Source organism: Microbispora sp. NBRC 16548 (genome assembly GCF_030268985.1).
Taxonomy (GTDB): Bacteria; Actinomycetota; Actinomycetes; order Streptosporangiales; family Streptosporangiaceae; genus Microbispora; species Microbispora catharanthi.
The window spans coordinates 269,598-292,714 of sequence record NZ_BSSF01000011.1 but is presented as its reverse complement, the minus strand read 5'-3'; the positions used below and the strand labels follow the sequence as shown (position 1 = coordinate 292,714).

Sequence of the window (23,117 nt, the reverse complement as noted above, 5' to 3'; positions counted from 1 at the left end):
ACGGATCGGCAGATCTGCGTTCACCCGGGAGTGAGAAAGTGATCAGCGGGTGTGACACAGGCGCCCATGCGTGCCGAAGTGAGGACCGCCTCAGTCGCCGCAACGACGGCGGCGCCCTCGCGCAACATCGCGATGTCGCTCGGCAGGCCCAGCAGCGCGTCCCGGAATGCTTCGTGCTGGCTTCGGAGCGGCTCGCTGATCGGTACCTCGTAGCTGATGGTCTTGTCTTCGGCGTAGTAGGTGAGGGTGCGTGTCAGCGCGTCGGCCTCGACGCAGCCGCTGGCGGTTCTCACGACGACAACCCACTCACGATGCGGAGAGCTCCTACTGATCTCGATGTTCGCGATCTCGCCGCCGCTGAGCCGCAGCAGGATCACGGCGTGGTCCTCGTACCGAGGAGCACCGTCACGGCTCGCGTTGGCTGCGACGGATGTGACGTGGCGGCCGATGAGCCACATGGCCAGGTCGATGATGTCGGCCCCCATGCTCGTCACGACGTCGGCGCGTTCTGCACAGCCCTCGTGCCTGCGGACGGCTACCTGGTAGACGGCGCCGAAGTCCCCGCGGCGCAGGCGCAGACCCAGCTCCTTCACCGTTGTGTCGTACCGTTCGATGTGGACCACGGCGCCGACCAGACCCGCACCTTCGAACGCCCGGGCCAGGCGTATGGCGGCCGGCGCCGAGGGGGCGAGGGGCCTTTCGATGAGGGCGTGGATTCCGGCCGTCGCGAGGGCAAGTCCGATCCGCTCATGATCAGCGGTTGGAGTGGCGACAACGCAGTAATCCAACTCCAGGTGCAGCAACTCGTCGATGTTGCGTACGGAGTGCACGCCGTCGAACTCCCCGAGTCGTGTCGGCTCTGTGTCCGCGACGGCGACCAGGGTGACGTGTTCCAGTGAACGCAGGATCCTTGCGTGGGCGCTTCCCGCCGAACCGAGGCCGATGACCGCCGCCCGGAGACTTCTCTTCATCGCCGAACCGCCAGTTCGAGAATTCGTACAGCTGACAGGAATGGGAGGCGGGCGGCGTGGAACCTCGTGGGGGCTCGGAGTCCACGCCGCCACGCCGGTCTATCGACCGACCTCGGCGAGCACACGCTCGACCCAATCGGCTGCCGTGACGAGATCGCTTACCGGTGCGATTCGCTCTGGCCAGGGGAAGTAGAAGCACGACTCGTCATCACCATCGACGGCGACCATCACGGTTTCGCTCATCACAGGTGCGGCGAGGTTGATCACATGGAGGCAGGGCGTCCGGCCCACACCGGCGCGCAGTCGGGCGGAGAAGCCGCGGCTCTCCAGTTCGGCGCCCAGCTTCTCCAGCCAGGAGGCAGCCTCCTCCGGAGTGATTGTCATAGCGGATCTCCCGAGAGGCATGGGACGGGGACCTGACAGCGCATGGGAATGGCGAACCAGACGGACTTCCCGTACACGTCCTCCCTCGTCGGGAAGGGGACGCCATGTCGGCAGCCGCAGCGGGCTTTCGACACCTCGCGGACGATGGCGAGCCCGCGGCCGTGCTCCTCCTCGGGGCCGGCCACGCGCATGACCGGGTTGATGGTGCCGTTGTCGAGCACTTCGACGTGGAGCTCGTCCTGCTCGGACCGCAGCACGAGCTCGAAGGGAGCATCTCCATACAGCACGGCGTTGCCGACGAGCTCGCTCACCATGAGAACGGCGTCGTCCACCAGATCCGCCTGGACGCCCAGTGCGGTGAGCGCTCCCCTGATCAGTTGACGCGCCTGAGCCGCGGCCCGGGCGTCCTCCCGCAGCGGCCAGGCGGCAATGATGGCCGCCCGTTCCCGGACTAGAGTCACCGAATCCGCCTCCCTCTGCTGAATGTGCGGTGCTCCAAAGGTGTCGCCACCCGATCACCGTGGGTAGCGAGAGGTGACCGCGCCGAAGGGCGGCGAATCCACACCGGAGGTGCGGTGAATCCACACCCGTGAGGAGCCGCTCCGATAGGGCTTTCTGATCTACCGTCGGCATATGCCTGGTCACGACCTGGAATGCGCCAGGAGGATCCGGACGGGGGATTCGGACAGGTCCCCCAACGCGATCGCGCAGGACATACGTGCCTGCTGCGGCCACTCAGCCCTGAAAGCACACCGACTGGCCAGGGGCTGGACCATCGAGAAGGCCGTCGAGTCCTTCCACGAGATGTGCACGCGCGAAGGGCTCGGTGCTCGAGGTCTCACGGTCCGTTCCTGGATCGAATGGGAGGGCGAGCATCTGCCGAGCGCCGACTATCAGGACCTGCTCTGCCGGCTGTTCCTCACCGGACCCGTACAGCTCGGGTTTGCGCGCTCGTACGGCCCATCGGACGAGCCGACGCGACCACCGGTGAATCAGCGCGCTCTCGTCACGGAGGTGGCTCGCGAGTCGCTCACGCACGCCGGCGAGGCGCAGCTCAGCGATATCAGCGCAATCACCCTGGAACACCTTGAGGACGAGATCCGCCGACTCGCGAGCGAGTACGTCTACGCCGATCCGCTACCGCTCTTCCACCAGATGCTTCACCTGCGCGGTGAGGTCTTCCGGCTCCTCGGTGCGCGTGTCCGTCCTGGACAGGCCGCACAACTCATGCTGCTGGCCGGGCAGGTGTGCGGGCTGCTCGCCAACGCGAGCCTCGACCTCGGAGACCAGGCGGCGGCGATGGCTCAGGCGAAGGCCGCATGGACCTACGCCGCCGTCATCGAGCACCAGGCGCTGCGGGCATGGGTGCGCGGACTGCAGGCGATGATCGCGTACTGGGGCGGCTCCTCCGACACAGCCGTGCGCCTCGCGCAGGATGGTCAGCGTTACGCCCCCAGCCGTACGGCCTTCGCACGCCTCGCCAGTATCGAGGCCCTGGCGTCCGCGGCGATGGGCGTGGAGGCGGAGACCGTCCGCGCGATCGGCGGTGCCTGGGATCGCAAGGGCGACTACGACGAGGTCCACGACGGCGTCGGCGGAGAGTTCCGCTTCGACCTGGCCAAGCACTCTTATCTCGCTGCGGGCGCCTACATGCACCTGCGCCACGCCGACGCAGCCATCGCCTACGCGGACCAGGCGGTCTCCCTGTATCGAACAGGGCCATCCCACCTTCGGGCGTACGGGAACGAGGCGATCGCCTACTCGGACCTCACGGTGGGGCACCTCCTGAAGGGGGATCTGGAGGCCGCGACGGCTGTCGTGACCAACGTCCTGGCCCTGCCCGAGCATCAGCGCATCGACGGTCTCGCCCAGCGCCTAAAGGGAGTACGCCGCTGGGTGAGCGCCGAGCCGCGCTTCCGCGGGTGTTCGTACGCGCGCGCATTGGTCGAGCGCATCGAGGAGTTCCATGCTCTCGGGTCGAGAAGAGAGCTGGCACGATGACGGCCGCGCTCTCGGGGGACGGCATCGTGTCCGCGCTCTGCCACGCTGCCGGAGTCGACTCTCGCGGGGCGAGCCTGATTCGTATCTGTGCGAATGCCGTCTACTACCTCCCTCGGGCCAACGCCGTCGTCCGCATCGCGACCGTTGAAGCTGCGGCCAAGGCTCGGCGGGCGATCCGCATGGCGCACTGGCTCGAAGACATCGGGTTTCCTGCGGTGCGTGTCCATGTGGACGTCCCCGAGACCGTCGTCATGGATGGCGCCGTCGCCACCTTCTGGCAGTACCTTCCGCAACCCGGTCGGGCTCCATCCGTCGTACGGCTCGCGCCGCTGCTTCGCCGGCTGCACAAGGAGCTGCCGCCCTTCCCGCTCCCGCCGTGGGACCCGGTATCGGATGCGCGGGCCAATCTGCAGCTGGCTGTCGGCATGCTCGCTGACCGCGATCGTGAGTTCCTCCTGCAGTGGTGCGACCGTCTGGACAGGGAGTTGCATTCCAACCCTTACCGGCTGCCGTACGGACTCATCCACGGCGACGCTTGGGCGGGCAACCTGCTCTGGCACGGTGATGAGGTCGTGCTGTGCGATCTCGACCAGATGTGCCATGGGCCGCTCGAATGGGACTTGGTGCCCACGGTGGTCAACGGCCTGCGTTTCGGCCATCCCTCTGTCGAGGAGTTCCTGGGCTCGTACGGGTTCGACGTCATGGCCGCGGAGTCCTTCTCACTGCTCCGGCAAGCCAGGGAGCTGACCATGTTGACCGGGGCGCTGCCTGCCCTGTCGAGCCGTCCGTCCGTCGCACGTGAGATCAGCAGAAGGATCGAGGACCTGCGCGTTTCCGGCCTGGGCCGGTGGACCCCGTACGAGTAGCTGCGCGCTCATGAGCGGTGACGTACCGTTGAAGCCGACCTTGCTTGGGAGGGGCCCGAGATGGCCAGGCATGGACACGACGTCGAGTGCGCCCAGCGCATCCGCATGCTCCGGCTTTTTCAGGCGACCGATCCTCCACCGATCGCAGTACTGCACGCGATCGCTGCCGAGATCGGTCAGTGCTGCGGACATCACCCGCTCAAGTGCTTCCGGCTGGCCTATGGGTGGAACAGCGCGGAGAAGGCCGTCCAAGCCCTGCACCGGTTGTGCGAAGACCAGGGGCTTGGCGCGCGTGGCCTGACCAAGCGATCCTGGCTTGACTGGGAGAGCGGGCACCGGCCGGGCGCGGACTACCTCGACCTGCTGTGCCGGCTCTTTCGGACGAGCCCGGTGGAGCTCGGCTTCGCCACCGACTACACGCCGGGTGTGAAGACGTCGGTCCCCGCGACGGAACGAGAACTGATCATGATTGCCGCCAGCGAATCCAGCGACCACGCCGCAGAGATTGAGGCCGCAGCCGTCGGACCCAACGCACTGGAGCAGCTCAACGACGACATCATCCGCCTGGCCCGTGCATACGTGCACGCGCCGCCGCTGCCACTCTTCGGAGAGCTGACCCGGGTCCGCAACCGTACGTATCGGCTGCTGGAACGCACGCGGAATCCCAAGCAGCAGCACGAGCTTTACCTCGCGGTTGGGCAGCTCTGCGGACTGCTGGGCAGCGCGAGCTTCGACCTCGGCTACCCGCACGCGGCGGCGGAGCAGGCCAGGGCCGCCCGCGTCTACGGAGAGGTCATCGGCCACAACGAACTGTCGGCGTGGGCCGATGGGCTGCTGGCATGCGTGGAGTTCTGGGCTGGCCGCCCCGCCCAGGCGCTTCGGCTGGTGGAGCGCGGGCTGGCAATCGCTCCCGCTGGTACAACGCGTGTTCGGCTACTCAGCATCGCCGCCCGAGCGTCCGCCCTTCTCGACGACAGCGACGGCACTCGCAACGCGATCCTTGCTGCCCGAGACGCTCGAGGACCGCAGGGGGAGTTGCACGAAGGCGTGGGCGGCGAGTTCGGATTCGACGAGGCCCGCGAAGCCTTCTGCGCCGGATCCGCCTACTTGAACGCCGGCATGGCACAAGAAGCCGAAGCACAGTGCGAACGAGCGCTCAGCCTCTACCGAGCGGTGCCTGCCGAGCAGCGGTGGTACGCCGCCGAAGCAAGCGCCTGCGTCGACCTGGCCGCCGCCCGTCTCCTGAGCGGCGCCGTCGACGGAGCCTTCGACGCGCTGGCCCCTGTCTTTGCCCTACAACCGGATAGACGGGTGGAGGGCCTGGTCAAGCGCATGGGGCAAATTCGTGCCTCTCTCGCGTCCGTCCCGTCTCGCGAGGCGAGCGCCTTGGCCGAGAGGGTCGAGGACTTCGCCATGGAGACGGCCACCCGAGCGCTTCCATCGGCTTAATCGAATTCGCTTCTCAGCTTGCGATAGCTATCGGTCTACCATCCCTCGACAATAGGATCTTTCATCTACTCGCTTCAAAAAAATCTCCTATATAGATCGCGATCACGCCAGGAGTCAGAAAAGGCATCCAGCATGGCTTCATAAAGCCGGATGTTGCTGATATCTCCGCGAGGGTGGCTGATCCCTTCACTGACCGCCTCACGAATGGCCTCCCAACGCAGCTCATGCATCAGAAAGGAGACTAGTTCAACCACACCTTCCCTAGGGGAATCGATCAGGGCGATAACTTCGCTCTCGAATCGACCTCGCGATTCAGGGTTTTTCTGCACGATCGCAAGCGCGTGCTCCAAACCCGATTCGAGCGCTTCAACGCCAAAGGTCTCGTCTGCAGTAGCGAGGACTGCCTGCACGGCGTGCATGAAATCTACGACCACATCAGCATCTGGGCCGCCATGCTTCGACGTACTTCCCATCAGCACTAAGTCCATTCCGATTGAATGCGCCTACACCCGCCTTCTCGGTGTTAGCACCTAACCTCGGGCTTTCGCGGCAAGTTTAAGCAAGCTGATTTTTTACATGAAAAGCGCTTTGAGCTGTGAGGATTGGGCTTGCCTAAGTTCCTGTCCGCATCAGTTCAGAAGGCCGTCGCCCTGGCCTCGGGGATGAGGTAGACCAGGCGCTCCTTGCCGCCCTTGCCCCGCACCCGCAGTGACCGGGTTCCCGGGTCGTAGTCGGCTGAGGGCCAGGCCGGTGAGCTCGAACGATTGCAGCGGCCCATCGCGATCTGGAGACCGAGCTGACGGGCGTGACATGGCGGGCCAGTGGGCTGATCAGTTTTCGACTTGGAGAGACGGGAAGTTCGCCGACACGACCTGCAACCGCGTCGCGCGCACAAAGGCTCCAACAGAAAGCCGCCCACCACGTGTGGCGGCTCATTGTTATTCCCTGCCGGTCAGGTGACGGGCTACGGAGCCCCTATGCGCAGAAATTCAGCATAGATTTGATGCAGCAGAACTGCATATCGATAATGGGCGTCGACAACTTCTCGCTCTTCGACAGCCATGCTTTCGCCGAATCGTTCCAGGCGAGAGATGACCCCTTCAAGCAACCCCATGACGTCCGCCCGGCTCGGCCTGAATATCCCCTCGTCGACAAAAAGGATCACCTGGGTCACATGTTCGTCGGCGAGAGCTAGGTCGCCATGGATGAGTGCAAGGTTCTCTCCCGAGCGCAACAGATTCTCACCGCGGCGTAGACGGGGAAACGGCAAGGATCGCCAGAGGGCGTATCTCTCCATGAAGTCCGACAACGACTCGTCCTCTCATTAGTCGGCGCCATACCAGAAGGTTACGGCCTTGCCGCCGGGGCCGATGATCCCGCCCTTACCCGTCCGGGGGTCCACGTATTTTATCCCGCGCGTACCGTCCGCCAGCGTCTCCAAGCTGGCGTTGAGCCCCCTCTTCCCTCCTGGCTGGGCAATTCCCGTCGCCCAGTCTTGCGCATCCTGGAGGTACTGCTCACGCGTGACACCGCGCCCCTTTGCATGCTTGTCCCAGTGGTATTCAAACTGATCCTGAGAAGATCTTCCGCTGGGGTTATGGAAGACCTCGTCGATCTTCTCGGTACACAATCCCGAATTGTGCACCAGTACGGGCACTGTACCGGCGAGCACATAGTACGCGTGGATGCCTTCAACGCTCAGATTGTGAACGCGCTGCCTGCTCACCACTCGATGCTGGAGCGAAACAACCTTGACGTAAGTGCCAGCCGAAGTGCGAAGCCAGGAGGCGGGTTTGAGCTCTCCCGCGGGTACCCACGCCTTGACGTCTTGGACCCAGAAGGGGTGATTGTCGGTGGCGGTGACCGTCCCGGTGGCGTTGCCTCGTTTTCCATCGGTATCGGTGGTCAGCTTCACAAGGGACTTCGGCCCATCACTTGCAAGCGGCTCCAGGACGATATGATATTCCGTTTTTCCTGTTTGTGGATCCGTTGCAACAAGGTGATCGCCGGCCTTCACATCCTCGATGGGTTTCAACGACCCATCTGCCATGAGAATCTTCGTTCCGGGAACGAAGCTACATGGCCTAGACCTAAGCCTAGGTGGAGGTAGGACGGTGCGCCCTCCGCGGTTGGAACCCAAGGATCTGACCATGCCCATACCGGCGAAGCCGCCGCTACCCACGCCGGGGCCGCCTCCAGTCGCGACGACGTCCGCCAGCGAGCCGGCTCCCCTAGATTTGGTAGTGGCATCCATCTCCTTCAGGTTGCTACACACGAAGTCCTTCCTGCATGCTTCATCCCAAACGGCTTGATGGTGGCGCGTGTTGCCTACCTGATTGCGGAAACGAATCTGTTCACTCGCGCGGTCACCGAGGCCTTTTTTGTCGTTACGGAGGGCATTTTCTCCCTGCCGCCTATTAGATTCTCTCTGGGCTCTGCGCTCTCCATCCCAGTACTGCTGGAGGATTCTCCGGCGTTCTTTCAGAGATTTCTTCTTCCAGTCCGAGGCCTGCCAGGGGCGGGGTTCGAAGCCGTCGGGGTCGGACAGGTTGACCGGGTCTCCGCCGGCGTATCCGTAGGCGTTGGTGAGTCCGGGGTTGGCGAGGTTGAGCAGCGGGTCGGGTGACAGGAACTTGGCGATCGCGGGGTCGTAGAAACGGGCCTCTAGGAGGTTGAGACCGGTGGAGTCGTCTTCGATTTTGCCGAGGAATCCGCGGTCGGTGAATGGGAGGTCGTCGTCGCCGCGCCGCTGACCGAAGGGCAGGTAGCGTTCGCGGCGGGCGGCTTGGGTGGTGTCGTCGATGGCCAGTTGTTCGCTGCCGGCATTGCCGCTGAGGAGCCAGGTGAGTGTGGCGGGGGTGCGGATGGCGATTTGGGAGCCGTCGGCGGTGGTGTAGTAGCGCTTGCCTGTCACCGTGCCAGCGGACAGCTCGAGTTCCATGGACCCGAGGTAGAGGGTGGTCTTGCCGTCGGGGGTGCGGCGGATCAGGCGCTGGCCGTCGGCATCGTAGACGTTGTCGGTTGTCTGGCCGTCAACGACGGCCTTGGTCAATTCGCCGAGTTCGTCGTACGTAAAGGTGGACTGTTTGCCGTCGATGGTGCGGGAGGTCATCTGGCCGGCGTTGTCGTACCCGTAGGAGTCGGTTCCGTTGGGCCGGGTGATGGAGGTGACGGCATCGGGACGGACGGCGGTCGCTCCGGGAGGCGAGTAAGTGTAGCTGGCGGTCTGGCCGTTGGAGGTCAGGGAGGTGAGGTTGCCCACCCCGTCCCAGGCGTAGGACTGGGAGTAGGGGTCGATACCGAGCCCGTCAGCCGCTGCGGTTCCTGTTCCGCAGGAGGTGGCGGTGGTGGTCCAGGCCTGGGTCAGGCGGTGCAGGCCGTCGTAGGTGAAGCATTCAAACTGCCCCCTTGAGCCACCGGTGGCGGCGGCCTTGTCGAGGATGTTGTTGACCGTATCGTCGATGTTGTAAGAGAAGACATCGTCCTGGACAGTGGCCGGAGTAGAGGTGTCGGCCTTGGTCTTGGTGATAACACCGGTCAGCCGGCCGGTGGTCTCGTCCCAGGCGAGAGTCCGGGTGATCTGTCCGTTGACCCCATAGCGGCGACTAGCAAGGCGGGCGGTCTGCGTGTAGGCGGTGGTGGCTACGTAGGTGGTACCGCCGTCCAGATCAGAGGTGACAGCCTGGGGGAGGTTCAGATCAGTGAAGGTGAAGGTGAGCTTCTCCGCGGGGAGCCCGCCCTTGGCAGGCATGCCTACCTGCGAAAGGTTCCCGGCGGTGTCGTAGTCAGCGGTGAACGTGTATGTGCCGGCCAGAGCGCCTTCGACGGCGGGGATGGTGATACTGGAACCAGTCGGGCGGCCCATCGAGTCGTAACCGGTCACCCCGGTGACGTAGGCATGCCCGTTCGTGTAGCGCGTGGCTGACGTCAGCCTGCCTATACCCTCAGCAGCGGTGTCATAGGCCCATTCGGCCGTTTTAGTACCGGTCCCAGCCTCCCCCAACCATCGCGTAGTGGCCCTGCCAAGGGCGTCATAGGAGTAGGAAACCTTTTGGCCCTTGCCGTCGGTCGACCATGCCAGGCGCCCGGCGGCGTCGTATGCCTGCTGAGAGTCGCCGGCATCGGGGTCGTGGGCTGCGGTACGGCGGCCGAGCAGGTCGTAGGTGAAGGTGCGGACGTTGCCGTTGGCGTCGACCTGCTTGGTCATCCGGCCGTCGCGGTCGTACTCATAGGTGGTGTCGTAGTGGTTCGGGACGCTGACGGTGACCGATTGCCAGGCCGTCCAGTTCGAGGCGATGCCGTTCTTGACGGCGCGGGCGTGCCAGCGGACCTTCCACCCATTGCTGAGAATGCCGGCAGGGATGGTGACGGTGGCGTCGTTGCCGGAGGTCACGCCGCTGACCGAAGTGGTCCAGATCTGGCCGGTGCCGTGCTGGGTGTCGGCGGGGTCGTGTTCGACTTCGAACTCGGCGCCGAGCTGCCCGCCCTGCGCCGAGCTGACGGTGGCCAGCAGGGCGGGAGTCAGCGTGGTTGTCGTGCCGTTGTCGGCGGGGCGGGTGCGGGGGTTTCCGATGACCGGGATGAGCGAGCCGTCGGTCACGGTCAGCTGCTGCCAGTCCGACCAGGCGGAGGTTCCGCCGCTGGTGACGGCGCGGGCACGCCAGCGCACCAGCCAGCCGTCGCTGAGCTTGCCCTCGGGGACGGTGACGGCGGCTTGGGTGCCGGAGGTCACGTCGTCGACCGCGGTGGTCCAGATGCTGCCGCTGCCCTGACCTTCGGGGGCGGCGGGGTCGTGCTCCAGCTCGAACTCGGCCCGCACCTTCCCGCCGGTCGGGTCGGTGACCTGGGCGAGCAGTTGCGGGGTCAGCGACGAGCTGATCGTCTTGCCGCCCACGACCTCGGACGGGGTGACCTGCACGGTGCCCAGCACAGGGTCGGGCTGGTCGACGCGGACGGTTTGCCAGTCCGACCAGGCCGAGGCGGTCTCACCGGCGACGGCGCGGGCGCGCCAGCGCACCATCCAGCCCTCACCCAATTTGTCGGCGGGGACGGTGACCGACGCCTGGGTACCGGCGGGAACGTCGTCGACAGCGGTGGTCCATATCTGGCCGGTGCCGTGCTCGGTGTCGGCGGGGTCGTGTTCGAGTTCGAACTCCGCCCGCATCGTGCCACCGGCGGGGTTGGTGACCTGGGCGCGTAGCTGCGGGGTCAGGGACGTCGCCACGGTGGCGCCGTCGATCACCTGAGAGGGGGTGACCTGCAGCGCGCTCACCCCCGGCTCGGAGGGGACGTTTCCGGCGTTGACGGTGGCGGTCTGCCAGTCCGACCAGGCCGATGCCACCTGGGTGCCGGTGTTGACCGCGCGGGCGCGCCAGCGGATCCCCCACCCGTTGGACAGTGCCCCGCCGGGGACGGTGACCGTCGCCTGGGTGCCGGAGGCGACGTTGTCGGCGGCGCCGGTCCAGATGCCGCCGGTGCCGTGCTGCGCGTCGGCCGGGTCGTGCTCCAGCTCGAACTCCGCCCGCAGCGGGGCGCCGTAGGCGTCGGTGACGGTGGCCAGCAGTTGCGGCGTCAGCGACGCCACCACCGTGTGCCCGTCAGTCGTCTGGGCGGGGGTGATCTGCAGCTGGGAGACGGCGGCGGCCGGGACCTTCACCGTCAGCGACTGCCATGCCGACCACGCTGAGGCGTTCGATCCGGCCGCAACCGCGCGGGCGCGCCAGCGAACCTTCCACCCGTCACCGAGCTTCCCGTCTGGGACGGTCACGGTGGCTTGGGCGCCGGAGGCGACGTTGTCTGCGCCGGTGGTCCAGATGCTGCCGGTGCCATGGGTGGTGTCGGCCGGGTCGTGCTCCAGCTCGAACTCCACCCGCGACGTGGTCGCGTCGGCGGTGGTGACCCGGGCCGCCAGAGCGGGGGTCAGCGTGGGGGTGAGCGTCTGTCCGGACAGGTCCTGCGACGGGGTGACCTGTAGCTGATCGACGACCGGGTCCGGCACCACGATCGTGGCGGTCTGCCAGGCCGACCAGGCCGAAGAGACGGAGGTGCCGGTGTTGGTGGCGCGGGCGCGCCAGCGGATGTGCCATCCGTCGGTCAGTTTGCCGGCTGGGATGGCAACGGGTGCGTCGTTGCCGGAGGTGACGCCGGCGGAGCTGCCGGCCCAGATCTGGCCGGTTCCTTCGGCGGTGTAGGCGGGGTCGTGCTCGATCTCGTAGTCAGCCCGCAGGTTCCCCCCGGCGGAGTCGGAGACGGTGGCGTGCAGGGTGGGGGTCAGCGACGACACCGCGCTCCCGCTCACCGGGGTGATCGACAGGTTGCCAGCCGCGGGGGCGGAGGCGGTGGTGTAGGTGACCGTCAGCAGTGGCGGTTTGGCCCCCGTGCCGGTCATCTCCGCCGAGTGGAACTGCAGCGAGATGACGTCACCGGCCTCGTTGGCCGCCCGCAGGTGCACACCGTAGTTGGGATTACCGGAGGCCCATGCTTGAACGATGGGAGTGACCGTCCAGGTGAGGTCCTCGGCGACACCACCGTGGATTGACGAGGCCGGAATCGGCGCTTGCCCGACCGCGGTGACCGAGGGCTTGTTTGCCCAAGTCAAGGTCGTCTGGTCCCAGGTGCCCGTGATCCGCTCGACTATCGGCCCGTTGGCTGTGGAGAAACCTGGTACGTCGGTGGACAGCTTGTACAGCCGCAGGGTGGCGTCGGTGATCTGGGCACCGGCCAGCGCCGAGGTGTCGAACTTGAGGTAGGAGCGGGCAGTGGGGACAAAGAACGACCCGGTACTGACGGCCAGGCTGGTGTCGCTGTAGTAAGAGCCCCCACCGGAACTGGTGATATACGTGTCCGCCTGCGGGGACAGGGTGAGCGTAGGGTCGACGACCACCGGGTAGGTCACTGTCGGATCGGCCAGGAACGCCGCGTCCGGTGCCAGCTCCAGCACCAGGTCGCCGCCGCTTCCGGTCAGGCGGCTGGTGATCCGGCCGACCCGCTTGACGTTTTTGACGTCGTCGATGGTCTTCCCAGCTCGCGCAGCTGCGGCTGCGGCCTTGTCGGCGTTGCCGGGCTGCACAGCGGGGCTGCCCGTGGCGAGCATGACCGGCTCGGCGACCGGTGCGACAAGCTTGCCCGTCTGATCGGTCAATCGAAGTCGGCCCTGACCGTCCTGCTGCAGGCGCCAGCCTGTGGTCTTGACACCGACCTTGAAGTTCAGCGGCCCGGGCGGGCGCTGCCGCAGCTCGATGTCGTGCCGTACGCCGCCCGGCAGCACGGTGACGACCAGGTCGGCGCCCTCACCGGCGGCGTCCGCGTATCGCGCGACGTTGTCTTTCACCGTGGGGCGGGGCAACGGTGTGGGCCAGCTCAGCGCGATCGAGTTGCCCGCCTCATCGGCCATCGTGGCGAACGGCCCATCACCACCAGTGGACACCTTCACCATGGGCCCGACCTTGGGCACCAAGGCGCCGTCCCTGTCCACCAGTGTGGTGTCGATCTCCACCCACTTCCCGGCCTGCTTGATCCTGGCCGGCTGCGTGCTGATCGAGGTCGTGAACGACCCGTCCGGGTTGGCCACGGTCGAGCTCACGGCGGAGGTCAGCGCCGCCACCGCAACCGCCTTGCCTGACCGCTTCGCCTCCGCCGCCGCACGGCTGCGCACCGCCTGCAGCTCTACTGTCGGTGTATCCGCGGCGGGGGCCGCGCCGGCCGCCGGGGGCTCAGCCTCCGCCGCCTGCTCTGCAGTGTCGGCAGCGGCGGAGGTCTTCGACGAGGCCGGCGCAGTCGGCCCGGCAATGGTGGTCTGCTGGGAGCTACCCCCGCTAGTCAGCCATTCCTCGATCTTGGTGACCTGGTCGGCGGCGTCGGTGTAGTACACCTTCTTACCACCCACCGGCGGGACCACCTCGTACTTGTCCGCACCCAGGTAGTTGGTGGTCGTACGGCGAAACTCCCTGGAGCCAGTCATGTCCACCTGGGCGGTCACCCGGCCCAGCCCGTCATACACCGGCTTGGACCACTGCGGAACCGTGTCCCACGCGGGGTTCAGCAGGCCCGACCCCGGTGCACCTGCGTTGTACACCGGCGCGGAGGTCGCTGCGGTCAGGCCACGCCCGTCGTAGGTGGTGACCTGGACGATCCGGCCGCCCGCAGGGGAGGCGGTCTGCACCTCACGTGTGCGGCCGAAGCCGTCGATGTAGGTGGAGGTGGAGGTGTACGTGGCGGTGCTGGTGCCGGCGCCGGACTGCAGACGCGACACCATGGTCCGGGATGGCTGGCCGGAGGTGACGGTGTAGGCGACCTTCGCCGCAGGCGGGTTGTCGCTGTGGTCCTTGTCGTCGGGGTCAGGCTTGGGCGCCTCGGGGGTCCACAGCTGCAGCGTGCGACCTAGAACGTCGTAGTCGATGTTGACGGCTTTGCCGTTGGCGTCCTTCATGCCGACCGGCTGCCCGTTGTATTGGGAGGACCAGGTCTTCACCTCGTGCCCGAGCGGGTTGGTGACCTTCACGCCGTCCTTCGGCCAGCCGATGGCGGGGTCGTAGGTGATGGTGGTCGTCTTGATCTCTTCCGGATCAGCCGTGTTGCTGATCGGTTCAGTCGTCGTAATTGGCCGGCCGTAGTTGTCGAAGGTCGACAGAGACCTGACGTAGACGGTAGGGGTGGAGTAAGCGCGGGTTTCGGTCACGTTCCCACGGGTGGGGGTGTTAGCCGCCGGGTCGGTCGCCCCGTCGTAGAGGTAGGCCGTCCGGCTCAGCAGGTCCCCGGTGGTGCAATCGTCACCTGCGTGTTCCTCCTTCGACGCCTCGTAGTCGATCAACCAGTTGGTGGTGTTGCGGGCGTAGGTGATCGCGGTGCAGGTGTTGTCGGACGCCGTGCCGGTGTCGCCAAAGTCGTTGACCGTGACCGGCAACCCGTCGGAGTTGTAGGTGGTCTTGGTCTCGGTGTATCGCCAGCCAGTGGTTGTCTTCTCCCGCGAGACCTCGCGTGTCTGGTCCACGCGGGAGGGTTTGCGGGTACCCGGGGCGGTGCCGGTAACGGTCACCACGTACTCATACCGGGTGGAGCTGTTCTCCCCGTTGTTATCCCGGGCCTGCTCCTGCAGGGTGCGCCCGTTCAGCTCAATACGATCCGGGTGGCTGTTGCCGTCGAAGTCGGTCAGGTTCTGGCCGGACATGCCGCGGAAGAACGTGGCCGAAGTCGTACTGACCCCGGAACCGCTCAACCCGTCGCCGACGGTGGTGTTCACCTGGCCGTAGCCACGCCATTCGGTGTAGTCGTTACGCCGGAAGGGCTGGCGCACGGCCAAGGGGTTGTCCGGGACCGCCCAGGCGGGGTTGCCACCGTAGGAGTAGCTGGTGACCTGCTCGGGTGAGCCGCCGACCAGGTCGATGTCGGTGACCGACATGACCAGCCACTTGGCGTAGACCTCGCCGTAGTAGTTCCACGTCCCGTTGATGATCTCCTGGTTGGTGGTGACGAAGTAGCAGTCAAGCCCGCGGGTGTCCCAGCCGTCGGTCGGCGGGTACTGCCAGGGGTTTGGGCAGGGGTGGGGCTGGCCGTATTCCACCTCGCTGCGGCCGCCCAGCCCGTTGTTCACCGCGCCGATGCGGGGGAACTGCACCGGGTCCAGCCCGACGCTGACGGCGTTGTCCCGGAAGGTTGCATCGAACGTGGTCGGCGGTAGCGCGATCTGCGTCCCCTTGCCGCCGGCGAGCCCGACCTGCTGGATGGAGTCCAGCCACAAGATGGGGTACTTGTCGGCGTTCCAGATATCGCCGGTCAGCCACTGATACGACAGGTTCCACCGGGTGACGTCCTCCCAGCTGCTGGCATTCCGCCAGTCGGTGCTGCCCGGGATCAGGGTCTGGGTGGTGATCGAGCTCAGCTTCTGGGTGGTGTAGAAGGACGGCCCCTCGTTGAACAGGCAGTACCCGTAGTCCCCGTCCTCGCACCATTTCGGCACGTCGGTGATGTTGCCGGAGGCCCGGCCGGTGGTGGTGAACACGATCCGCGCGGTCGGGGTCGAGCCGGTGACGTTGATGTTGTGGCCGTAGTCGACCTCGCGCACGTGGGCGGCCTTGTCGTACTCCGGGGCGCAGTCCAAATCCCAGTCATACGCCGGCGAGCAGTAGGCGTCGTCTTCCTTGGTGTAGGAGTAGTCGATCACGTTGCCGTTCGGATCGACCTCCCGGTCCAGCATCCAGCGCCAGGTGTCATCACAGACCTGCTCAACGGTGGACTCACCGCTGCCCGGCGCCGGGTAATACTCGTGACACGGCTCGCCCTCGTCGTCGCCGATAAATGACATCGTCAGCGAGGAGTCTTCGTTGTAGCCGAACCGGTAGACCGTGCCGTCCTGGGTGGTGATCCGCCACCACGACTGCGAGGACATCGGCTCGATCTTCCAGCCGTAGTCCTCGACCGTGCGCCACTTACCGGTGTCGTCCTTGACGATGTCGGTGGAGTGGCCGTCCACCGACAACGTCAGCTTGGAGGCGCCCGGGTCGGAGGAGTACGGCGACTGCCAGCACTTGTCCGGCCACCCCACCTGGGCGGTGTTATAGCCAAGCCGGCCCGACTTGGCATACCCCGAACACGACACGAACGACCGCTCGATGAACCCGGTCTCCAGATCCCAGCCCATCCCCGCAATCCCGGACTGGTTGTTCGTCTGAGAGGTCAGCGAGTCCACCGACGCCGAGGAGTACTGCAACGCCAGCTGCGGCGCATCCCCCGACGGGGCGGGCGGAGCAGTGATGGGGTAGCTGTAGGTGAACGCCCCACCGGCCTGGCCCGCCTGCCACGTCCCCGACGGCTTCAACGGTGACGCGGAGAAATCACCCGCCATCGATCCCTGCGCCGTGGCTGCAGCCGAAGCCGCCACCGCGTAGACGAAAGCGTCAGCGGTGCCGCCAGTGGCAGCTGCGGGCGATGCAGGCGAGGCCTTCGCCGAAGCAGTGGTCGCGGTGGTCGGCGTGGCCTGTGCGCCGCTGCCGCCGGCGCTGTTCCCTGCGCCCGGCGTAGTGCCGTCTGCGGCGGGAGCGACCTCGACCTCGGCGGTCAGATGGCCTGTCTTCACGTCGTTGACCACCGGCAGCACCCGCAGCTGCGCCGCCCGCTGCTTGGCGCACTCGGGCGTCAGCGGCTGGGCCAGCACGCACGCCGGCAACCGCACCAGTGTCAACCGGGAGGCGAATCCACCCCCGCCCGCTCCCCGGAACGACGAGTAGTCCACGGTCACCTTGGCCGCCGCCGGATTGGTACCGCCGTCCGCCCGGGTCAGCTGCAGCACCATGCCGACACCACCGACCTTGCGCGCCACGGTGTTGTCGAACGTCTTCACCGTCACCGACGCCGGCGATTCCATCACCGGCTCTTGCGACGCATCTGCCTTCGGCGACTTCTCATCCCGTGACGCGGACGCCGACTTCTTGCTCGTGGGCGAGGGCGCGGGGGAGGGCGACGCGCTCGGCGATGAACTCGGCGTGGCCCCGGCCGCATCAGCGGCGGCCACCGCAACCGGCAACCCCGGTACGGCCGCAGCCTTGCCCGCCACCACGTCCACCCGCGCCGACCCGCTCTTCGGCCACACCGGCGCCGGCGGATTCTTCGCGAGGTGGGACGCCTCCTCGGCCTTCACATGAGGAGTAGGCACCACGACCGGCCGACCCTCGACGCTGCGCTCCTGCTGCGTCTGCGTCTCGGTCGCGGCGCTCGCCGGGGTGACCAACCCATCCGGCACGCCGATCCCGGCGACGAACACACCGAGAGCGACCACCGCCCCGATCCACGCCCGTGAAAAACGGCCGTGGACCGTGCTGGGCAGCAGTTTCCGGGCACGCGAAATCGGCACGCCGAACCCCTCCGCACGCAAAGCGAAACGCGCGGCACGGCACGGCCGCTCGCCTCTATAAAGCCGAAATAAAGAGACCAAACGGGATCATGCGTGCCTGGCAGGCACAGGTCAAGATCTACTTCGCATGTGGATGATCACATGCCGTGATCTAGACGGCAGCCCTCATTACCGTCCTTAACGCCCGACCAGGCACGTTCCAAAGGAGGAGGGGAGCCACGAAGTGCAGGCGTGCGATCTACATCACATCGCAAGCCGTCCCCTTGACATGGTGAACGCAAAAGGTGATGGCGCAAGCCAGCGGTGTCTATGGCGTCTGACTGTCTCATCAGCAAGCCCGATCATCCCCAACGCTGGCGCAAATCACCTGTGGCAGTCACCAGGCGGTGCCGCGACAGCGGTAAGCCGTCAGGTCAGGGCAATACTCTCGATGTGCGGGCCACCGAACGCTGATAAATGCAGTGACTACCTGCGGCAATCCCATGCCTTGAGGAGTTCGCGTTCTCGCTCAAGCGACATCCCGTGGTGAGCTTGGCGGCCGTAGGCGAGGGGGCCGCCGGTCTCGGTGAGCCAGAGGTGCGTGTCGCGGACAGTGGCTGCGATCGATCGGCATACCAGGCCAGCCGCCAATGCCACCGCCGAGTCCACTTGCCATGTCCCCAGGGGAGTCCGCCACAGGGGGATCTCCGTCCATTGCCTTACGGACTGCTTGATGAGGAAGGCATCGTTCACCCAGGTTAATTCGGCCGCCGAACTTGTGGCTATCTTGCAGGCGTCAAGCATCTCGCCGAAGGTCGCATGGCCCTTTGGGGCTGTGACGTTGAAGGTCCCTGTCATGCCATGCCCCAGGCAGCTCAGCGTGAAAGCGGTCAGATCGCGGATGTCCAAGGGCTGAATCGGCTTACCTGACTCGCCTGGTGCCAGCACCCTGCCGCCTTGGGCTATCCGCCGCAGCCACCACGTCAGCCGGCCGACGTTCTCTTGCGGACCCAGGATCACCCCCGGCCGCAGAACAGTGACGTGCCCTCCGAACGCCCCCCGTACGGCGCGCTCGCAGCCGACCTTGTAGGCGCCGTACTGTGCGGCGGACCAGTTCGCCTCATCTTCGGCGGTACCAGGGGCATCCGGTGGACAATCGTAGACGCCACTGTCCTCGTTGACCGGCTCAGCCGGCCAGCCTGGATATACGGAGATGGTGGAGAGGAAAACGTACGCGCTCGCCCTGTCGGATAGGAGACGCGCGGCGTTTCCGACAACCTGAGGAACGTAGCCACTGGTGTCGACCACCCAGTCCCACTCCCGTCCTTGCACCAAGGACAGCAGGTCGGATCTGTTCTCCCTGTCCCCACGAACAGCCTCAACGCCAGGTACGTCGTGCCCCGTCTGGCCGCGGTTGAATGTGGTCACCTGATGCCCTTGGGCGAGGGCCTCTTCGACAAGCACTCTGCCTACGAAGCGCGTCCCGCCAAGCACCAGAATCCTCATGTCTCCGATCATCACGCAAGCGGGCAGTGGCGTCGACAGGATCACCATGCCCTCGGCGGCCAGCAGCCTTCCGATCACCCCTCCTGATACCCTCCCGGCTGGCCATCCTGCTTAATCGGGCGCCTCCAGCGATGCATTCCCGCTGGTAGAGCCGCTGGCGCCAGGGCCGGACGACACCCCGACTCAAGAGCTGCTAAGGCACTCACAGATGTTCTCGCGGGGAGTTGCCGGGACCCACATGACTACTCGAAATCAAATCAATAACCCCATCGAGAGCCCACCCAAAGAATGCTGTCGTTATTCAAGTGCGGCAATCAGACTCATCCTCTTCGCATTTCCCCTCCCGACATGCACTATCTTTGACCTGGTAAAACATGGCAAGAATGGCCTCAACCTCGTTGATTCGATCTCCATTTCGCGGTTCAATTGGATTGACCAAGAAAACGGTGACACACGCGATTGTGTGTCGCGAGCCAATCGGAGAGCGATCATGTCGAACGGAGTTCCCGGGAAATGCGTTCCCGCAAACGTCCCCGGTGTCAGCCTCAACCCTGAGGACATGGCGCACGTAACGGCGGACGACTGGGCAGAGATTCAAAGGCTCGCGCGCGGCTACTGCCGTACCGTCGATGCAACGCGTTCGCGTAAGCGCATGGACGGAAGCGCAACCATCGTCAAGGGCGGGCACGCGCCGTACGGAACCGACGATGTATCGGACGACGTCACACAGGACGCCGTTCTTCTCTTCGCTCAGCGACTGCGTGACGTACTCGCGTCCTGCGCCCCTGCCCCGGACAGCGGTCCTACTCGTGAGACTCAGGCATGGGTCTACGTCCGCCGGGACGGCGGAGAGTTGACGATCACCCGTACGACTCTCCAGAGGTGGGCGGTCCGCGATGCCGCCGCACGGAACGGCTATAGGGTCGACGTTCCTGCAGATGAGATCGACGCGACGCCGGGGGCTCAACTCATGCGGGGTGTACCGCGTGCGGAGACGGTTACGGGGGCGACAGTGGCGTTCTGCGTGTCTCAGCACAGTGCCGAGATGTTCCGCACGGCGTTCGGAGACGGCACGGACTTCCCCGTCCTGCGTCGGGCTCTCAGCATCGCGGCTCAGGCTGATGACCTGGGACGTGCTGGCGTCCTCGCCAAGACTGCGCAGGCTCAGCACGGCGGAGCGTACGGCTCCCGTCGTGCCGTGATCCGGGTACGGGACGCCGGACGGGCCGAATGGCGAGAGCTGTCGGCCCGCATGGACGACGCCAGGAGCGCCATGGTGTACGGAGGCACCGAACCCACAGAGAACTAGCCAGAAAGCCGCTACAGGGCTCCGGAGGACCACTCCGGAGCCCTTTGGTTATCGGCGCAATATGACGCTCCCACCGGTCGGACTCAGATAAACAATCTTGGGAACGGCGGACGGTCGAGAGGTCACAGGACCCGTATTTAAGTGAGAGCGAAATCCGCCGGAGCGCGTCTCACGCGTTCGGCATGGTGTTCGCTCACGCGTCCGTTCTGTCGCTTGCGTAGTCGTACGGCAGAACGGGCGACGGCCGGAACGGTCGGGCTGTCGGTGCGGCGTGCGCGGCAATGCTGCGGAAATGTTGCCGTGCGCGGACGGTCGGGCCGTTCCGGCCACCGTATTTAAGTGAGAGCAATTCGCGCCGAGAGAGCACCGGGCACACCCCGGCCGCGACGCGCGGGAAGCATCCGTTCTCAGCGTTCCCGCCCTCCCGGCTCACTGCCATGCCCGGCAACAGTACAAAGGGGGTGATCGTATGGAGGTGAGGTCTGCCGGCCCGCCGGGCTGGGCTGTGGGAGACCTGACGGTATGCGGCGGGGGCCGCGTGATGCGCGTGGCCGCGTTGGGTGAGGTTCGCCCGGACACGGCGACTCTGGTTTCCGCCGCTGATCCCGGCGGCGTGCGTGAGTACGTGGTGACGGTGGCGCTCACGCCGATGCCCACGGCGGCCGAGGTGATCACCTGTTACGGCTGCCAGGCCAAGACCCATCTGTGGATCGACGCCACGCACACCAACCGGACTTCCGGGGCGCGTGTGCGGTTGATCCGGTGCTCACGCTGCTACACCGATGCTCTCGACTTCCGGGACTGCGAGATCCACGCGGTCAGCTCGACCGTACAACCGCATCATCTGGCCCGCCGTCGCCTGTACTGACGGCCGCCCTTCCACCTTTCTGAACCTATGGAGTCGCCATGGCGATGACGCATGCCCTGACCCTGCCACCCGGGTGGATCATCAGCTCCCGGCTGGTGCCCGCGTGGCAGATCGACACCGATCACCTGTTGGAGGTGGAGGCCGCCGGACGGACCGATGAGGGCCGGATCCGCTGGCGATATCGGCTGTCGCGGCGCCGCCGCACGATCTTCGCCGCGTCCGACATCTGCTCGGGTGTCGGCGCGGTTCTGACGCCCGGTGAGCTGATCAGCGCGGCCCGGACGATCCTGCACTACCTGACACTGCGACCGGGCGAGGTCGACGCCGACTATTTCGACTCCTACACCAGGGCTCAGCTGGAGTGGCGCGACCGGCACGCCGAAGAGCTGTCGATCTACGCCATGGACGAGTGGTGCGGCTACTGCGGCGGCGACCACGCCTCGCCCGGCTGCCCATCCCGCGGTTGAAAGGGCGGGGCAGGATCATGGCGCGTTGGTACGGGCTCTGGCACGGCGGCAACGGCTACGGCCCACCACAGCCGGATGACCTGGAGGAGTTCTCTTCCCTGACCGATGCCCGGCGCAAGCTGGCCGATCGGCACCGGTACGGCTACTGGCAGCGCTCGCACTTCGCCTTCACCCGTCGCGAGGCCGCCGACGTGCTCACCCCGTGCGTGGGGGACGACTGCGAGATCACGCTGTACGGCTCCGCCGACGGGCTCGACTACCCCGATCGGCGGATCTTCCTTGGGCCACGCGGTGGCGTACGCATCGGACGCTGCTGACTGCGCCCTTTCTCATTCCATCGCCCTCGGCTGATCGCGCCGGGGGCTTCTTCATGTTCAGGAGGATGCTCATGACCTCTGGTCTGCATCACACGGTACGGCTGAGCCGTCCTGCGGACTTCATCGCGATCGTGCCCTACATGCTGGGGTTCCATCCACAGCGCAGCATCGTCGCGATGGCGTTCGAACCAGCCGCCGACCCTGACAGCACTGCCCGAGGGTTGCGGTTCAGCATGCGTTTTGACCTGCCGGACAACTCCGAGGACACTCCCGACCTGGCCCGGCGCTTCGCCGAGTTGCTTACCCGCAACGGCACTGAGCGGGCGATCCTCATCGGGTACGGGCCCGGCTGGCACGTCACACCCGTGATGGACGCCATACGCGGCTCACTGTCGGATACGGGGATCGACACGATCGACGCACTACGGGTCGAGGGTGGCCGCTACTGGTCGTACACGTGCCCCGATCCCGAATGCTGCCCACCGGACGGCGTCCCGTACGACCCGGGGACCAACCCGGCCGCCGCGGCGGCGGTGTTCGCCGGGTACGTCGCCCGGCCCGCCCGCGCGGCGCTCGCGGCCATGCTCGTATCGGTGGGCGGGCAGGACCGGGATCAGGTGCGCGCCGCCACGCTGGAGGCCTGCGCTCAGGCGCGCAGCCTGCTGGCCGCTGAGAACGATCACGACTGGCATCACGAGGGCCTTGCTCAGGTCGCCGCCGCGCTGGACCGCACCCAGGCCGGGCAGGACCTGTCCGCCGAGGAGATCGCCTGGCTCGGCGTGCGGCTCAGTGCGATCTTCGTAAGAGACGCGGCCATGACCCTGATCGGCCGATACGACGACGACACCCACATCAGGCTGTGGACCCAACTCACCCGCAGGGTGGAACTGGATTTCGCTGCCCCTCCGGCCGCGCTGCTGGCGTTCCTCGCACTGCGCACCGGAGACGGGCCGCTGGCACGCGTCGCTATGGACCGGGCGCTGTCGGTCGATCCCCGCTACAGCCTGGCACACCTGATCCGCACCGCCCTGGACTGCGGGCTACCACCGGAGACCGTCTGTGGCATCGACTTCGCCGGGATGGCCGACGAAATCGCCAACAAGGCCGCCCAGTGCCCCGAGGGGACCCGCCCGATATTGCCGGTGGGGTGGTGAG

At 66.2% G+C, this 23,117-nt stretch carries 16 protein-coding genes; 8 read left to right on the top strand and 8 right to left on the bottom strand.

Going from position 1 to position 23,117, the window contains the following annotated elements:
- Positions 1-20: 20 nt before the first annotated feature.
- From QSK36_RS29240 to QSK36_RS29230, 3 genes are all read right to left on the bottom strand, one after another.
- A complete protein-coding gene (locus QSK36_RS29240; RefSeq protein WP_285784571.1) occupies positions 21-971 on the bottom strand; it encodes a Gfo/Idh/MocA family protein in 951 nt (316 codons plus the stop codon).
- Positions 972-1,070: 99 nt separating this feature from the next.
- The gene (locus tag QSK36_RS29235) at positions 1,071-1,355 is read right to left on the bottom strand and encodes a hypothetical protein (protein ID WP_285784570.1); all 285 of its coding nucleotides are present in this window, start codon (positions 1,353-1,355) and stop codon (positions 1,071-1,073) included.
- Positions 1,352-1,816 (bottom strand): ATP-binding protein, encoded by a 465-nt coding sequence (locus QSK36_RS29230; RefSeq protein WP_285784569.1) that lies wholly within the window; start codon positions 1,814-1,816, stop codon positions 1,352-1,354. The genes QSK36_RS29235 and QSK36_RS29230 overlap by 4 nt, the downstream gene beginning before the upstream one ends.
- A 172-nt stretch (positions 1,817-1,988) precedes the next feature.
- Between QSK36_RS29230 and QSK36_RS29225 the strand changes: the two genes are divergently transcribed.
- Genes QSK36_RS29225 through QSK36_RS29215 form a run of 3 tightly spaced genes read left to right on the top strand, consistent with a single transcriptional unit; the run spans position 1,989 to position 5,671 of the window.
- Positions 1,989-3,356, top strand: coding sequence for an NsdA family TPR-like regulatory protein (locus tag QSK36_RS29225; RefSeq protein WP_285784568.1), 1,368 nt, complete (start codon positions 1,989-1,991; stop codon positions 3,354-3,356).
- Complete coding sequence (locus QSK36_RS29220; protein ID WP_285784567.1) at positions 3,353-4,222, top strand: phosphotransferase; 870 nt, start codon at positions 3,353-3,355, stop codon at positions 4,220-4,222. The genes QSK36_RS29225 and QSK36_RS29220 overlap by 4 nt, the downstream gene beginning before the upstream one ends.
- A gap of 60 nt (positions 4,223-4,282) precedes the next feature.
- The gene (locus QSK36_RS29215; RefSeq protein ID WP_285784566.1) at positions 4,283-5,671 is read left to right on the top strand and encodes an NsdA family TPR-like regulatory protein; all 1,389 of its coding nucleotides are present in this window, start codon (positions 4,283-4,285) and stop codon (positions 5,669-5,671) included.
- Between the two features lie 74 nt (positions 5,672-5,745).
- Here the strand turns inward: QSK36_RS29215 and QSK36_RS29210 are convergent, their stop codons facing one another.
- The 5 genes from QSK36_RS29210 to QSK36_RS29190 form a co-directional block, all read right to left on the bottom strand.
- Positions 5,746-6,159, bottom strand: a complete 414-nt coding sequence (locus tag QSK36_RS29210; RefSeq protein WP_285784565.1) for a hypothetical protein — start codon at positions 6,157-6,159, stop codon at positions 5,746-5,748.
- A gap of 146 nt (positions 6,160-6,305) precedes the next feature.
- Complete coding sequence (locus tag QSK36_RS29205; RefSeq protein WP_285784564.1) at positions 6,306-6,449, bottom strand: hypothetical protein; 144 nt, start codon at positions 6,447-6,449, stop codon at positions 6,306-6,308.
- Between the two features lie 186 nt (positions 6,450-6,635).
- A complete protein-coding gene (locus QSK36_RS29200; protein WP_193206442.1) occupies positions 6,636-6,980 on the bottom strand; it encodes a hypothetical protein in 345 nt (114 codons plus the stop codon).
- A 15-nt stretch (positions 6,981-6,995) separates the two neighbouring features.
- Positions 6,996-17,516 carry a DNRLRE domain-containing protein gene (locus QSK36_RS29195; protein WP_285784563.1) on the bottom strand — a complete coding sequence of 3,507 codons (10,521 nt, stop codon included), beginning with the start codon at positions 17,514-17,516 and terminating at the stop codon, positions 6,996-6,998.
- Between the two features lie 465 nt (positions 17,517-17,981).
- On the bottom strand, positions 17,982-19,079 hold the full coding sequence (locus QSK36_RS29190) for an NAD-dependent epimerase/dehydratase family protein (RefSeq protein ID WP_285784562.1): 1,098 nt from the start codon (positions 19,077-19,079) through the stop codon (positions 17,982-17,984).
- A 412-nt stretch (positions 19,080-19,491) separates the two neighbouring features.
- Between QSK36_RS29190 and QSK36_RS29185 the strand changes: the two genes are divergently transcribed.
- From QSK36_RS29185 to QSK36_RS29165, 5 genes are all read left to right on the top strand, one after another.
- The gene (locus QSK36_RS29185; protein ID WP_285784561.1) at positions 19,492-20,310 is read left to right on the top strand and encodes a hypothetical protein; all 819 of its coding nucleotides are present in this window, start codon (positions 19,492-19,494) and stop codon (positions 20,308-20,310) included.
- Positions 20,311-20,851: 541 nt separating this feature from the next.
- Positions 20,852-21,178 carry a hypothetical protein gene (locus QSK36_RS29180; RefSeq protein ID WP_285784560.1) on the top strand — a complete coding sequence of 109 codons (327 nt, stop codon included), beginning with the start codon at positions 20,852-20,854 and terminating at the stop codon, positions 21,176-21,178.
- Positions 21,179-21,216: 38 nt separating this feature from the next.
- The gene (locus QSK36_RS29175; protein WP_285784559.1) at positions 21,217-21,645 is read left to right on the top strand and encodes a hypothetical protein; all 429 of its coding nucleotides are present in this window, start codon (positions 21,217-21,219) and stop codon (positions 21,643-21,645) included.
- Between the two features lie 17 nt (positions 21,646-21,662).
- The gene (locus QSK36_RS29170) at positions 21,663-21,962 is read left to right on the top strand and encodes a hypothetical protein (protein WP_285784558.1); all 300 of its coding nucleotides are present in this window, start codon (positions 21,663-21,665) and stop codon (positions 21,960-21,962) included.
- A 71-nt stretch (positions 21,963-22,033) separates the two neighbouring features.
- Positions 22,034-23,116, top strand: a complete 1,083-nt coding sequence (locus QSK36_RS29165; RefSeq protein ID WP_285784557.1) for a DUF4192 domain-containing protein — start codon at positions 22,034-22,036, stop codon at positions 23,114-23,116.
- Position 23,117 lies beyond the last annotated feature (1 nt).